Annotated in this window: 11 protein-coding genes; 5 read left to right on the top strand and 6 right to left on the bottom strand. The window is 71.4% G+C overall.

The window, feature by feature from the left end:
- Nucleotides 1–68 precede the first annotated feature (68 nt).
- The 5 genes from P2F65_RS09170 to P2F65_RS09150 all read left to right on the top strand — a co-directional run bounded on the left by P2F65_RS09170 (nucleotide 69) and on the right by P2F65_RS09150 (nucleotide 5,783).
- Complete coding sequence (locus tag P2F65_RS09170; RefSeq protein ID WP_275806154.1) at nucleotides 69–1,352, top strand: ABC transporter substrate-binding protein; 1,284 nt, start codon at nucleotides 69–71, stop codon at nucleotides 1,350–1,352.
- Between the two features lie 93 nt (nucleotides 1,353–1,445).
- Complete coding sequence (locus P2F65_RS09165) at nucleotides 1,446–2,402, top strand: sugar ABC transporter permease (protein WP_275806153.1); 957 nt, start codon at nucleotides 1,446–1,448, stop codon at nucleotides 2,400–2,402.
- Nucleotides 2,403–2,509: 107 nt separating this feature from the next.
- The gene (locus P2F65_RS09160; RefSeq protein WP_345803693.1) at nucleotides 2,510–3,307 is read left to right on the top strand and encodes a carbohydrate ABC transporter permease; all 798 of its coding nucleotides are present in this window, start codon (nucleotides 2,510–2,512) and stop codon (nucleotides 3,305–3,307) included.
- Entirely contained in the window at nucleotides 3,304–4,752 is a 1,449-nt protein-coding gene (locus P2F65_RS09155) for a GH1 family beta-glucosidase (RefSeq protein ID WP_275806151.1), read from the top strand. Before P2F65_RS09160 ends, P2F65_RS09155 begins: the two co-directional genes overlap by 4 nt.
- Nucleotides 4,749–5,783, top strand: a complete 1,035-nt coding sequence (locus P2F65_RS09150; RefSeq protein ID WP_275806150.1) for a LacI family DNA-binding transcriptional regulator — start codon at nucleotides 4,749–4,751, stop codon at nucleotides 5,781–5,783. The genes P2F65_RS09155 and P2F65_RS09150 overlap by 4 nt, the downstream gene beginning before the upstream one ends.
- Nucleotides 5,784–6,515: 732 nt before the next feature.
- On the opposite strand, the gene P2F65_RS09145 is transcribed toward P2F65_RS09150, so the two are convergent.
- The 6 genes from P2F65_RS09145 to iolC all read right to left on the bottom strand — a co-directional run bounded on the left by P2F65_RS09145 (nucleotide 6,516) and on the right by iolC (nucleotide 13,914).
- A complete protein-coding gene (locus P2F65_RS09145; protein WP_275806149.1) occupies nucleotides 6,516–8,015 on the bottom strand; it encodes a CoA-acylating methylmalonate-semialdehyde dehydrogenase in 1,500 nt (499 codons plus the stop codon).
- A gap of 86 nt (nucleotides 8,016–8,101) precedes the next feature.
- The gene (locus P2F65_RS09140) at nucleotides 8,102–9,160 is read right to left on the bottom strand and encodes a Gfo/Idh/MocA family oxidoreductase (protein WP_275806148.1); all 1,059 of its coding nucleotides are present in this window, start codon (nucleotides 9,158–9,160) and stop codon (nucleotides 8,102–8,104) included.
- A complete protein-coding gene (gene iolD, locus P2F65_RS09135) occupies nucleotides 9,157–11,124 on the bottom strand; it encodes a 3D-(3,5/4)-trihydroxycyclohexane-1,2-dione acylhydrolase (decyclizing) (RefSeq protein WP_275806147.1) in 1,968 nt (655 codons plus the stop codon). Before iolD ends, P2F65_RS09140 begins: the two co-directional genes overlap by 4 nt.
- Complete coding sequence (iolB, locus tag P2F65_RS09130; RefSeq protein ID WP_275806146.1) at nucleotides 11,124–12,026, bottom strand: 5-deoxy-glucuronate isomerase; 903 nt, start codon at nucleotides 12,024–12,026, stop codon at nucleotides 11,124–11,126. Before iolB ends, iolD begins: the two co-directional genes overlap by 1 nt.
- Nucleotides 12,023–12,919, bottom strand: a complete 897-nt coding sequence (locus P2F65_RS09125; RefSeq protein WP_275806145.1) for a deoxyribose-phosphate aldolase — start codon at nucleotides 12,917–12,919, stop codon at nucleotides 12,023–12,025. The genes iolB and P2F65_RS09125 overlap by 4 nt, the downstream gene beginning before the upstream one ends.
- Nucleotides 12,919–13,914, bottom strand: coding sequence for a 5-dehydro-2-deoxygluconokinase (gene iolC / locus P2F65_RS09120; protein WP_275806144.1), 996 nt, complete (start codon nucleotides 13,912–13,914; stop codon nucleotides 12,919–12,921). The genes P2F65_RS09125 and iolC overlap by 1 nt, the downstream gene beginning before the upstream one ends.

Below are 13,914 nucleotides of genomic sequence, written 5' to 3'. Positions count from 1 at the left end.
CGTGAGAGCGCTCTCACACATGAGAGCGCTCCCAAAGCCTCTCGCAGAGTCAGGACAAAGGAGTTCTCATGCCCAACCGTCGAATCGCCCCGCTGGCCGCCGTGACCGCCGCCGGCCTGCTGGCCACGCTCAGCGCGTGCGGCACGGAGGACTCCTCCGCCGAAGCCCAGACCGGCACCAAGAAGGTCACCCTGACCGTGGCCACCTTCAACCAGTTCGGCTACGAGGACCTCCTCACCGAGTACCAGAAGCTCAACCCCAACGTCACCATCAAGCACAAGAAGGCGGCCACGACCAACGAGGCCCGCGACAACCTCAACACCCGCCTCGCCGCGGGCAGCGGGCTGAGCGACATCGAGGCCGTCGAGGTCGACTGGCTGCCCGAGCTCATGCAGTACTCCTCGAAGTTCAAGGACCTCAAGTCCGACGACGTGCAGGGTCGCTGGCTCGACTGGAAGACCGCTGCCGCCACCGACGCCAAGGGCCGCCTCATCGGCTACGGCACCGACAGCGGCCCGGAGGCGATCTGCTACCGGTCGGACCTCTTCGCCAAGGCCGGGCTCCCCAGTGACCGCGAGGCCGTCGCGCAGCTGCTCGGCGACTCGTGGGACAGCTACTTCGCCGCCGGCCGCCAGTTCAAGGCCAAGACCGACGTGCCCTGGTTCGACTCCATGGGCGCGACCTACCAGGGCATGATCAACCAGGTCGAGTCGACCTACGAGAAGAAGGACGACGGCTCGATCATCGCGACGACGAACCCCGAGGTCCGCAAGACCTTCGACGCCGTCGTCAAGGCCGGCAAGGAGGAGGGCCTCTCGGCCGGCCTGCAGCAGTGGAGCGACGACTGGGTGGCCAGCTTCCAGAAGGACGGCTTCGCCACGATGCTCTGCCCGGGCTGGATGCTCGGTGTCATCGAGGGCAACGCCAAGGGCGTCAAGGGCTGGGACGTCGCCAACACCTTCCCCGGTGGCGGCGGCAACTGGGGCGGCTCCTACCTGACCGTGCCGACCCAGAGCAAGAACCAGGCCGAGGCACAGAAGCTGGCGGCCTGGCTCACCGCGCCGGAGCAGCAGATCAAGGCCTTCGTCAAGGTCGGCGCCTTCCCGAGCCAGACCAAGGCGCTCGAGAGCGCTGACCTCACGAACGTCAAGAACGCGTTCTTCAACAACGCGCCGACCGGTCAGCTGTTCGCCGAGCGCGCCAAGGCCGTGACCGTGACCCCCTACAAGGGCGCGAAGTACTTCCCCATCAACGACGCGATGCAGCAGGCGCTGACGCGTGTCGAGGACGGCTCGATGACGCCGGCCCAGTCGTGGGACCGCTTCGTGGCCGACGTCAAGGCCCTCGGCTGAGCGGTCGGCTCCGGCTGACCTGCTGAGCCGGCTGGCAGCCCCGGGCGGCCGGTGAGACACCGGCCGCCCGGGCGCCACCGAAGGAGACCCCCCGTGACAGACCACGCCCTGCCCCTCGCGACGCGGAGGCGGTCGGCCGCGCGCCAGCGCCTGAGCCGCTGGGACGCGCGCGTCGCCCCCTACCTCTACATCTCCCCGTTCTTCCTGCTCTTCGCCCTCGTCGGGCTGTTCCCGCTGCTCTACACCGCCTACGTGTCGCTGCACGACTGGAACCTCATCGGCGGCAGGGGCGAGTTCGTCGGGATCGAGAACTACGCCACCGTGCTCCAGCAGGAGTACTTCTGGCGCAGCCTGCGCAACACCCTGAGCATCTTCCTGCTCTCGAGCGTGCCGCAGGTCGTCCTCGCCATCCTCATCGCCGCCGCCCTCGACACCAGCCTGCGGGGCCGCACGTTCTGGCGGATGGGCGTGCTGCTGCCCTACGTCGTCGCCCCCGTGGCCGTCGCCCTGATCTTCAACGACCTCTTCGGCGACCGGTTCGGCCTCATCAACCAGGCCCTCGGCCTGGTGGGCATCGACCCCGTCCGCTGGCACGTCGACGTCATCCCCAGCCACCTGGCCATCGCCACGATGGTCAACTTCCGCTGGACCGGCTACAACGCCCTGATCTTCCTCGCGGCGATGCAGGCGATCCCCCGCGACTACTACGAGGCGGCCCTCATCGACGGGGCCGGGCGGGTGCGCACGTTCTTCTCGCTCACCGTGCCGCTGCTGCGCAACACGATCATCTTCGTCGTCATCACCTCGACGATCGGCGGCCTGCAGATCTTCGACGAGGCGCGCATGTTCGACCAGGCGGGCCAGGGCGGCGCGGACCGGCAGTGGCAGACCCTCACGCTCTTCCTCTGGCAGACCGGCTGGGGCCAGCAGAACTTCGGGCGGGCCGCGGCCGTCGCCTGGCTGCTCTTCCTGCTGATCGTGCTGATCAGCCTCGTGAACTTCCTCATCACCCGCCGCATCGCGGCCACCGAATCAGGAGGCCGGCGATGAGCGCTCCCCCCATCGTCCCCCAGAGCGTCCTCGCTCCTCGCCGAGCCCGAGGCTCCGGGCCGAGGACACGCCGAGGGCACGCCCAGGGCACCAGCAGGGCGACCCCCATGGTCTACGCCTTCCTCCTCGTCGTGCTGCTCGCCTCGGTGTTCCCGCTGTGGTGGTCCTTCCTCATCGGCAGCAAGGACGCCTCCGCCATCAACGCCGGGCAGGTGCCGCTGCTCCCCGGCGGCAACTTCTTCGCCAACGCCAAGACGGTGCTCGACACGGTGCCGTTCTGGACCGCCTTCCGGAACAGCGTCATCGTCTCGGGAGTCGTCTCGTTCTCGGTCGTGGCCTTCTCGACGCTCGCCGGCTTCGCGTTCGCCAAGCTGCGGTTCCGCGGCCAGAAGGGGCTGCTCGCCTTCGTGGTCGCCACGATGGCCGTGCCGACCCAGCTCGGCGTCGTGCCGCTGTTCATCCTCATGGCCAAGCTCGGCTGGATCGGCAGCCTCGGCGCGGTGATCGTCCCCGCCATGGTCAACGCCTTCGGCGTGTTCTGGATGACGCAGTACCTGCGCGAGTCGCTGCCCGACGAGCTGGTCGAGGCGGCCCGGGTCGACGGCTGCTCCATGATCCGCACCTTCTGGCACGTCGCCCTGCCGGCGAGCCGGCCCGGCGCCGCGATGCTCGGCCTGTTCACCTTCATCGCGACGTGGACCAACTTCTTCTGGCCCTTCATCGTCCTCGAGCCCGGCAACCCGACGCTTCCCGTCGCGCTGCAGCAGCTCCAGGCCGCCTACTACGTCGACTACTCGCTCGTCCTGGCCGGCGTCGTGCTGGCCGCCCTTCCCCTCATCGCCCTCTTCGTCGTCGCGGGCCGTCAGCTCGTGGCCGGCATCATGCAAGGAGCCGTCAAAGGATGACCACCACAGCCCCCGCACCCGCCACCAGCACCCGTGCGCTGCCCGCCGGCTTCGTGCTGGGAGCCGCCACCGCGGCATACCAGATCGAAGGCGCCGCCTTCGAGGACGGACGCACCGCCTCGATCTGGGACACCTTCAGCCGCGTCCCGGGCGCGGTCCTCGGCGCCGACAACGGCGATGTCGCCTGCGACCACTACCACCGCTACCGTGAGGACGTCGCGCTCATGGCGCGGCTGGGCCTGGACTCCTACCGGTTCTCCACGAGCTGGGCCCGGGTCTGCCCGGACGGCGGCCCGGTCAACGCGCGCGGCCTCGACTTCTACGAGCGCCTCGTCGACGAGCTGCTCGCACAGGGCATCGCGCCGTGGCTAACCCTCTACCACTGGGACCTGCCGCAGGCCCTGGAGGACCGCGGCGGCTGGACCAGCCGCGAGACGGCCGAGCGCTTCGTCGACTACGCCCTCGCCGTGCACGACCGCCTCGGAGACCGGGTCACGACGTGGACCACGCTGAACGAGCCGTGGTGCTCCTCGTTCCTGAGCTACACCGCCGGCGTCCACGCTCCCGGACGCACGGAGGTGCGCGCCGGCCTGGCTGCGGCGCACCACCTCATGCTCGCCCACGGCCTGGCCACCCGGGCGCTGCGCGAGCGCGACCCGCAGCTGAGCCTCGGCCTCACGCTCAACCACACCGTGCCCGACCCGCTCGACCCCCAGGACCCCGGCGACGTCGATGCCGCGCGCAGGCTCGACGCTCAGATGAACCGCGTCTTCCTCGACCCCATCTTCCGCGGCGCCTACCCGAAGGACCTGCTCGACGACGTGGCCGGCCTGGGCCTCGAGGACGTCGTGCAGGAGGGCGACCTCGAGGTGATCTCGACCCCGATCGACGTCCTGGGGGTCAACTACTACCAGGGCGAGCTCGTCAGCTGCCGGCCGCCGGAGCAGGCCGTGGCCACCGAGGCCGACACCGGCCGCCCGACCCGCTCGCCCTTCCCTGCCGCCGACGACGTGTACCGCCACCCCCGCCCGCTGGCGAACACCGCCATGGGCTGGGAGGTCCAGCCCGAGGGCCTCACCCGCCTGCTCGTGCGGCTGCACGAGGAGTATGCCGGGCCCGCCGGTACCGACCTCTACGTCACCGAGAACGGCGCCGCCTTCGACGACGTGGTGTCGCCGGACGGGGCCGTCCACGACCACGCCCGGGCTGCCTACCTGCGCGACCACCTCGGCGCCGTGCTCGACGCGGTCGACCGGGGCGTGCCGGTCAAGGGCTACTTCTACTGGTCGCTCATGGACAACTACGAGTGGTCCTGGGGCTACTCCCAGCGGTTCGGTATCGTCCGAGTCGACTACCAGACCCAGGAGCGGACCATCAAGGACAGCGGCCACCTGTACGCCCGCGTCATCGCCGCGCGGGCCCTCGACCTGCCCGGGGAAGGGTGAGCCGCGCCGAGGCCACCGTGCCGGCGCGGCCGACCCTCGAGGAGGTCGCGACCGCGGCCGGGGTCTCCCGCGCCACCGTCTCCCGCGTCGTCAACGGCTCGCCGAAGGTCAGCCCGCAGGTGCTCGCTGCTGTCAACGAGGCCATCGAGCGGTTGGGCTACGTGCCCAACCGGGCGGCCCGCTCGCTGGCGGCACGGCACACCATGGCGATCGCCCTGGTGGTCCCCGAGGACGCGCACCGCGTCTTCGGGGACCCCTACTTCGCCGACGTCGTGCAGGGGATCAGCGACCGGCTCGACGACAGCGAGTACGTGCTCAACCTCCAGCTGACACACCCCTCCTCGCCGTCGGAGAAGACTCGCAACTACCTGCGGGGCGGCAACGTCGACGGGGCCATCGTCGTCTCGCACCACACCGGCGACCACTTCCTCACCGGCCTCGACCCCGACCTGCCGGTGGTCTTCGGCGGTCGGCCCATGCTCGGCGACGGGTCGACCCAGCCGGCGCCCTACTACATCGACGCCGACAACCTCGGCGGGGCGAGGACGGCCACGCAGCACCTCGTCGACCTGGGGCGCACGCGCATCGCCACGATCACCGGCCCGGAGGACATGCCGGCCGCCATCGACCGCGAGACCGGGTGGCGCCAGGTCCTGGCCGAGGCCGGGCTCCCCGACAACCGCCTCGCCCGCGGCGACTTCACCATCGAGGGGGGCCTGCGCGCCGGGCTGCAGATCGTGCGCGAGCACCCCGACCTCGACGCCATCTTCGTCGCCTCCGACTTCATGGCCCGGGGTGCCCTGCTCGCCTTCGAGCAGGCCGGGCTGCGGGTGCCGCAGGACGTCCCGGTCGTCGGTTTCGACAACAGCCTCTACGCCACACGCGGCGAGATCGGCCTGACGACGGTCGACCAGCACACGGTGCAGATGGGCCAGGCCATGGCCGACAAGCTGCTGCGGCTGCTGGCCGGCGAGCCGGTCGAGCACGCGACCGTGCTGCCTACGACCCTGGTGGTGCGCGAGTCGGCCTGACGGCCGGCCGGCTCCCTCGGTGGGGTGACGTGAAGGGCTGCGAGCTGGCCGGCTTCCGTGCGCAGGGCCACGGCTGCCTGGGTGTTGAGGCCTTCGGTGTTGAACGAGCCGGTGGCACAGACCTGTTCGGTTCGACCGAGCACCCAGTGGGCCACCGGCCAGGTCGGCGCGCCAGATGCGGTGGTCGGCCTCGAAGTGCTCACCCATGTCGGCCAGCACCGCCTGCACGTCACCGAGCCACCCGTGCTCCAGCACCTGCCGCGCGACGTCGAACTTCGGGAGGAACAGCGTCCAGAGCGCCTCCATGCCGAAGAGTCCACGCTCCTGCGCAAGGGCCGCAAGATCGCGGACCTCACTGGCGGACAGTCCCATCGGCTTCTCCACCAGCACGTGCCTGCCCGCCTCCAGGGCGAGACGGGCATGGCCGTGGTGGTGGTTGTGCGGCGTCGCGACGTAGACGACGTCAACGTGCGGGTCCGCGACCACCTCCTCATACGAGCCGTATGCCGCCTGCGCGCCGTGGCGCGCGCCGAACTCCCTTGCGGTGGCGAGGGAACGAGACCCCACGGCATACACGAGCTGCCGAGTGCCGGTGCGAAGGGCGCCGGCGAAGCGCTCGGCGACCCAGCCCGTGCCCAGGACGCCCCACCGCAGGGGTGGGGCGTCCATCGGGTCGGGCGTGCGTGGCTCGGGCAGGCGCGCCGGCAGCCCCATGGTGAGCGCCGCGGCCGCTCAGGCGTTCTGGGGGAAGCCGAGGTTGATGCCGCCGTGGCTGGGGTCGAGCCAGCGGGAGGTGACGACCTTGCCGCGGGTGAAGAAGTGCACGCCCTCCATGCCGTGGGCGTGGCTGTCGCCGAAGAGGCTGTTCTTCCACCCGCCGAAGGAGTAGTAGGACACCGGCACCGGGATCGGCACGTTCACGCCGACCATGCCGACCTCCACCTGCCGCTGGAACTTGCGGGCCGCACCACCGTCGTTGGTGAAGATCGCGGTGCCGTTGCCGTAGGGGTTGTCGTTGATGAGCTTCAGCCCCTCCTCGTAGGAGCGCACGCGGACGACCGACAGCACGGGACCGAAGATCTCGTCGTCGTAGATGCTCATCCCGGGCTTGACGTCGTCGAAGAGGGTCGGCGCCAGGAAGTAGCCGTCCTCGCCCCCGTCGAAGTCGCCGTCGCGGCCGTCGACGACCAGGGTCGCGCCTTCGCGCACCCCGGAGTCGAGGTAGGAGGCGACCTTGTCGCGGTGCTGCTTGGTCACCAGCGGGCCCATGTCGCAGCCCTTGGTGCCGTCACCGGTGCGCAGCTTGCCCATCCGGTCCTTGATCTTCTCGACCAGCTCGTCGGCGATCGGCTCGACGGCGACCAGCGCCGAGATCGCCATGCAGCGTTCGCCCGCAGACCCGAAGCCGGCGTTGACCGCGGCGTCGGCGGCGAGGTCGAGGTCGGCGTCGGGCAGCACCAGCATGTGGTTCTTCGCGCCGCCGAGGGCCTGGACGCGCTTGCCGTGGGCCGTGCCCGTCTCGTAGACGTGGCGGGCGATCGGCGTCGAGCCCACGAAGGAGACCGACTTGATGTCGGGGTGGGTCAACAGGGCGTCGACCGCCTCCTTGTCGCCGTTGACGACGTTCATGACGCCGTCGGGCAGGCCTGCCTCCGTCCACAGCCGGGCGACGGCGATCGCGGCCGACGGGTCCTTCTCGCTCGGCTTCAGGACGACCGCGTTGCCGCAGGCGATGGCGATGGGGATGAACCACATCGGCACCATGGCCGGGAAGTTGAAGGGCGAGATGACCGCGACGACGCCGAGCGGCTGGCGGATCGAGTAGACGTCGACGTTCGACGAGGCGTTCTCGCTGAAGCCCCCCTTGAGCAGGTGGGGGATGCCGCAGGCGAACTCGGCGACCTCGAGGCCGCGGGTCACCTCGCCGAGCGCGTCGTCGAGCACCTTGCCGTGCTCGGCCGTGATGAGCGCCGCGATGTCCTTCTTGCGCTCGTCGAGCAGGTTGCGGAAGGCGAACAGCACCTGCGTGCGCCGGGTGAGCGAGGTGTCGGCCCAGCCCTCCCAGGCGGCCCGTGCGGTCGAGACGACCTCACCGACGAGCTCGGCGGAGGCGAGGTCGAGGACGCCCGTCTGCTCGCCGGTCGCGGGGTTGTGCACGGGGCTGGTGCGCTCAGCCGTGCCGGTCCACGACTGTCCGCCGATCAGGTGGGTGATGCGGGTGGGAGTGCTCATGGCGTGTCCTTCGGTGCTGGTCCTGGAGTGTGGTGCTGGGTGTGGCGCCGGGTGTGGCGTCGGGGTGTGGTGTCCATGACCGGCGCTCAGGCCGTCGTGGGGAGGGCCGCTCGGTCTGCGAGGTCGACCGTGACGGGCCGGCCGGTGGTGAGCGACTCCATGCCGGCGGTGCAGACCGCCGTGGCGGCATACCCGTCCCAGCTGGTCGGGCCGACCACCTCGCCGCGCCGGCTGGCGTCGACCCAGGCCTGCACCTCCCGGTCGTAGGCCACGGCGAAACGCGCCCGGTAGTCGCCGGGGACCGTGCCGCCCCAGGTGCCGGGCTCTGTGCTGGGCCCAGTGCCGCCCGCGCCTGCCCATGTCAGGTGGAGGCTCGAGAGGTTCTGGCCGACCGTCACGGTGCCCCGCTCGGCGACTGCCTCGCAGCGCACCTCGTAGCCGACCTGCGCGTTGACGAAGACCTCCGAGGTGACCATGCCTCCGCCCTCCATGCGGAAGAGGGCGACCTGCGGGTCACGCACCCCCTCCTGCGCGGCACTGGTCGGCGTCGGCGACAGCACGGTGATCTCGGTGACCTCCTCCCCGAAGAGGAACCGGGCCACGTCGACCTCGTGCACGAGCGAGTCACGCACGATCATCTCGCTGCGAAACGAGGGGTCGGGCACGGACTTGTTCCGGTGGATGTTGTGCAGCAGCAGGGTCCGGCCGAGCTGCCCGCTGTCGAGCACCTGCTTCATCTGGACGTACTCGGGGTCGAACCGGCGCATGAAGCCGACCTGCACGAGCGGCCGGCCACCCTTCGCCTCCGCCTCGACCACCCGCAGCGACGACTCGCTGTCCATGGTCAACGGCTTCTCGCAGAGCACGTACCTGCCGTGCTCGAGGCAGGCGAGCACCTGCTCCTCGTGGACGAAGCCGGGTGAGGCGATGATGACGGCATCGACCTCGTCGTCGGCGACGAGGTCGAGCGGGTCGGCGATGGTGCGGACTCCCTCGAAGCCGGCGGCGAGGCGGGCGGCCCGTGCCCCGTCGGGGTCGGAGACCGCCACCAGACGGGCACCAGCGACGCGGCGGGCCACGCGCTCGGCGTGGTCGGCTCCCATCAGGCCCACACCGATGATGCCGACCCTGAGCGGTGGTGTCATGGCGTGGTGCTCCTCGGGCTGGTGCGGGCCGGCGCGACCAACGGGCGCTGGCGGGCCTTGTGGTCGATGTAGTCGGCGTAGGCGGTGCGGGTGGTCTCGAGCTCGGCGACCTCGCTGACCGGCACGTCCCACCACGACGCGCTGTCGGGCGCGTAGACGGTCGGGTCGGTCTCGACGTGGATGACGACCGGCCCCCCGTCGGCCGGCCAGGCCTTGGCCTCCTTGACGGCCTGGGCCAGCTCGTCGGCCGAGTGGACCTCGATGACGTGGGCGCCGAGGCTGCGCGCGTTGGCGGCGAGGTCGACCGGGAGCTTCTCGCCCTCGAGCCGGCCCGAGGCCGCGTCACGGAAGCGGTACCTCGTGCCGAACCGCTGGGAGCCGAGCGACTCCGACAGCGAGCCGATCGAGTGGAACCCGTGGTTCTGCACCAGCACCACGACGACCTTGACGCGCTCCTGCACGGCCGTGACGAGCTCGGTCGGCATCATGAGCCAGCCGCCGTCGCCGACCATCGCGAACACGTCGCGGTCGGGCTCGGCCAGCCGGATGCCGATCGAGGCCGGCACCTCGTAGCCCATGCAGGAGTAGCCGTACTCGACGTGGTAGGCCTTGCGGTCGCGCACCCGCCACAGCTTGTGCAGGTCGCCGGGCATCGAGCCGGCGGCGCAGAGCACGACGTCGCGGGGGTCGGTGAGCTCGTTGACCGCACCCAGCACCTGGGCCTGGGTGAGCAAGCCGGGGGCGAGGGCGTCGGTCACCTCGGCCGGCGGGTGGTAGGCCGCCTCCACCTGCGCGTCCCACTCGGCCCACAGCTGCGCCTGCCGCTCCCGGTAACCGGGCTCCACGGCATACCCCTCCAGGGCCTGCGTGAGCGCGCTGAGGGCCTCGCGGGCGTCGGCGACGACGGACAGGCCGGCGTGCTTGCCGGCGTCGAACCGGGCGATGTTGATGTTGACGAAGCGGACATCCTTGTCCTGGAAGGCGGTCCGCGAGGCGGTGGTGAAGTCGCTCCACCGCGTGCCGACGCCGATCACCAGGTCGGCCTCGGCGGCGAGCGCGTTGGCAGCGGTGGTGCCCGTGGAGCCGATGGCCCCCATCTCCTGGGCGTGCGCGTGCGGCAGCGACCCCTTGCCGGCCTGGGTCTCACCCACCGGTATGCCGGTCTGCTCGCACAGCGCGCGCAGCGCCTCCTCGGCGCCGGAGTAGTGCACGCCGCCCCCAGCCACGATGAACGGCCGCTTCGCGGCGCGCACCAGCGCGGCGGTGTCGTCGATGTCGACCTGCTCCGCCGGTGGGCGGGCGACGCGCCAGACCCGCTCGGCGAACAGCTCGACCGGCCAGTCGAAGGCCTCGGCCTGCACGTCCTGCGGCAGGGCGATGGTCGCCGCGCCGGTCTCGACCGGGTCGGTCAGCACGCGCATGGCCCCCAGCAGGGCGGCCGGCAGTTGCTCGGGCCGGTTGACCCGGTCGAAGAACTTCGACAGCGGGCGGAAGGCGTCGTTGACGGTGACGTCGGGGGCAGCGGGCTGCTCGAGCTCCTGCAGCACCGGCCCGGAGACCCGGGTGGCGAAGGTGCCGGACGGCAGCAGCAGCACCGGGATCCGGTTGATCGTCGCGAGCGCCGCACCGGTGAGCATGTTGGTCGAGCCGGGTCCGACCGACGCGGTGCACGCCCAGGTCTGCAGCCGGTCCTTCTGGCGGGCGTAGGCCACCGAGGTGTGCACCATGGCCTGCTCGTTGCGGGCCAGCACGTAGGGCAGCGGGTTCTCCTCCTCACGGCCCTCGTGCTCCAGCTCGTTCTGCAGCAGCGCCTGCCCGAGTCCAGCGACGTTGCCGTGGCCGAAGATGCCGAAGCACCCGGCGAAGAGCCTCTGCCGCTGTCCGTCGCGCTCGCTCCACTGGTTGGCCAGGAACCGCACCACGGCCTGCGCCACGGTGAGCCGGACGGTCTGGGTGTCGGTCATCACTGCCCTCCGAGCGGGAGTCGCGGGTCGACGTCCTGGGACGTCCAGGTCTGGCGCACCCAGCCGTGCGCGGGGTCGTCGCAGATCAGCCAGGCGCGCTCGGCCCCGGGACCTGCCATGACGTTGAGGTAGTAGAGGTCGTAGCCGGGCGGGGCCATCGCCGGCCCGTGCCAGCCGTGGGGCACCAGCACGACGTCGCCGGTGCGCACCTCCGCCATGACGTCGATCGGGCGGTCGTCGGTGCCGTAGACCCGCTGGTAGCCAACGGGATCGGCACCCTCGGGCGCCGGGGCGCCGCCCTCGACCTGGGTCTCGAAGTAGTAGATCTCCTCGAGCTCGGTCTCGACGCCCTCGCGCTCCTCGTCGTGCTTGTGCGGCGGGTAGGAGCTCCAGTTGCCGCCCGGGGTGATGACCTCGCAGGCGATGATCGAGTCGGCCCCGAGCACCCCGGGGATGCCGAAGTTGCGCACCTCGCGGCTGGCGATGCCGGCGCCGCGCAGCTCGACGGGCACCTCGCCCGCCTCGACGTGGCGGAACGCGGGGGTGTGCCGGGCGGACGCCCGCGCCCCGCAGACCGCCAGCCGGGCGGGGCCGCCGGTGGCGGTCACGGTCAGGGCCGTGTCGCGGGCGACGTAGGCGACGTCGGTCGGGCCGGCGAACACCGACGGGCGGCCGGCGAGGGCGGCCTTACCCTCCCCGCACTCCACGGTCACCGACCCCGCGAGCGGCACGACGACGTGCTCCCACTCCCCGGCCGGGACCTCGCGGCTCTCCCCCTCGGCCAGCCGGCCGGCATACAGGCTGGTGTGCTGCCAGCCCTCGACACCGGCGTCGATGACGACGTCCCAGCCGTCTCGAGCGGCGGAGCCCAGGGGGCGCACCCAGCGGTCGTTGTCGCTCATCGGGCTCCTCCGTGCACCAGCTCGGCAGCGATGTCGACGGCGGCGGCGACGTCACCATCGGGCGGGAAGAGCAGGGCCCGTCCGACGACCAGGCCACGGACTGCCGGCAGGTCGAGAGCCCTGCCCCACGACGCGTAGGTGTCCTGCGGGTCGCCCTGCGGGTCACCGCCGAGCAGCAGGGTCGGCAGCGTGGTGGCGTCCATCACCCGGGGCAGGTCGTCGACCACCGGCAGCTTCAGCCAGGTGTGGGCGCTGGTGGCGCCGAGGCCGGAGGCGATGTGGATCGACCTGATGGTCGAGTCGGGGTCGAGCAGGTTGGTCACGCGGCCGTCGCGGCGGGTCGACAGGAACGGCTCGACCATCGCCATCAGCCCGTGCTCCGCCAGCTCCGTGATGGCTGTGGCGCTGGCCTCCAGCGTGGAGACCGTGCCCGGGTCGTCGAGGTCGATGCGGGTGAGCATCTTGCCGCCGTCGAGGCCGCCGGCGGCGATGTCGCGGGCCCGGTAGGCGGTGAAGCGGTCGTCGAGCTCGAAGGTGGAGCCCTGCAGGCCGCCGCGGTTCATCGAGCCGATGACGACCTTGCCCTCGAGCGCACCGAGCAGCAGCAGGTCGTCCAGGATGTCGGGTGTGCCGAGCACGCCGTCGACCCCGGGGCGCGACACCGCGGTGGCGAGGCGACCCAGCAGCTCGCTGCGGCTGGCCATCGCACTCCTGTCGTCGCGGACGCCGAGCGCCCCTCGGGCCGGGTGGTCGGCGGCCACGATGAGCAGGCGGCCGTCGGGCCCGACGAGGTCGCGCCGGCGGCGGTCGGCCCACGACTGCGTGATGCGGTGCGGGTCGCGCACCCGGATCTCGGTCAGGTCGGCGACCGACACGGTCGGGCTGGTCGACATCACGCCTCCTCTGCGGCGGCGTGTGCCGCGATGGGCTCGCGAGAGGCCAGGTGCTCCTCGACCTCGGCCTCGGTGGGCATGGCGGTGGAGCACTCCAGCCGCGAGGCGACGATGGCTCCCGCGACGTTGGCGAACGTCAGGATGCGGCGCAGGTCCCAGCCGTTCAGCAGGCCGTGGCACAGGGCGCCGCCGAAGGCGTCACCCGCGCCGAGGCCGTTGACCACCTCGACCGGGAACGGCGGCACCTCCACCCGCTCGTCGCTGGTGGCGGCGAGCACCCCTTTGGGTCCCTGCTTGACGATGGCCAGCTCGACACCGCGCTCGAGCAGGGCGTCGGCGGCGCGCTGGGGGTCGGTCTCCCCCACCGCCACCTCGCACTCCTCGCGGTTGCCCACCGCCACGGTCACGTGCTCGAGCGCCGCGGCGACCTGGGCGCTGGCCTCCTCGGGGTGCGGCCAGAACATCGGCCGGTAGTCGAGGTCGAGCACCGTGTGGCGGCGTCGGCCCCGGGCCTCCCAGGCTGCGAAGTGCGCGGTGCGACTCGGCTCCTGCGACAGACCGGTCACCGTGGCCCAGAAGATCTGCGCCTGTCTGATGGCCTCGAGCGGCAGCTCGTCGGCCTCGATCATCAGGTCGGGGGCGATCGGGTAGCGGTAGAAGTACAGCGGGAAGTGGTCCGGCGGGAAGATCTCGCAGAAGGTGACGGGGGTCGGAGGGCCGTCCACCTCGGTGATGAAGGTCGGGTCGACCCCCAGGCGGGCGGCCTCGGCGCGCACGTAGCGGCCGAAGGCGTCGCGGCCGGTGCGGGTGATGAGGGCTGCGCGGCGACCGTAGCGGGCAGCCGCCACCGCGACGTTGGTGGCACTGCCGCCGAGGAACTTCTGGAAGGTCTGCACGTCTTCGAGGCCCACCCCGCTCTGCAGCGGGTAGATGTCGGCGCTGATGCGCCCCATCGCCACCAGGTCGTATGCCGCGCCGTCACCGTTCGCCGTCAT

It is taken from the genome of Knoellia sp. p5-6-4 (genome assembly GCF_029222705.1).
Taxonomy (GTDB): Bacteria; Actinomycetota; Actinomycetes; order Actinomycetales; family Dermatophilaceae; genus Pedococcus_A.
This window is presented reverse-complemented; position numbering and strand designations above follow the sequence as displayed.

Coding starts and splice junctions, on each gene's coding strand:
- P2F65_RS09170 (WP_275806154.1), top strand. CDS start 69: ATGCCCAACCGTCGAATCGCCCCGCTGGCCGCCGTGACCGCCGCCGGC.
- P2F65_RS09160 (WP_345803693.1), top strand. CDS start 2,510: ATGGTCTACGCCTTCCTCCTCGTCGTGCTGCTCGCCTCGGTGTTCCCG.
- P2F65_RS09155 (WP_275806151.1), top strand. CDS start 3,304: ATGACCACCACAGCCCCCGCACCCGCCACCAGCACCCGTGCGCTGCCC.
- P2F65_RS09145 (WP_275806149.1), bottom strand. CDS start 8,015: ATGAGCACTCCCACCCGCATCACCCACCTGATCGGCGGACAGTCGTGG.
- P2F65_RS09140 (WP_275806148.1), bottom strand. CDS start 9,160: ATGACACCACCGCTCAGGGTCGGCATCATCGGTGTGGGCCTGATGGGA.
- iolD (WP_275806147.1), bottom strand. CDS start 11,124: ATGACCGACACCCAGACCGTCCGGCTCACCGTGGCGCAGGCCGTGGTG.
- iolB (WP_275806146.1), bottom strand. CDS start 12,026: ATGAGCGACAACGACCGCTGGGTGCGCCCCCTGGGCTCCGCCGCTCGA.
- P2F65_RS09125 (WP_275806145.1), bottom strand. CDS start 12,919: ATGTCGACCAGCCCGACCGTGTCGGTCGCCGACCTGACCGAGATCCGG.
- iolC (WP_275806144.1), bottom strand. CDS start 13,914: ATGACGGCGAACGGTGACGGCGCGGCATACGACCTGGTGGCGATGGGG.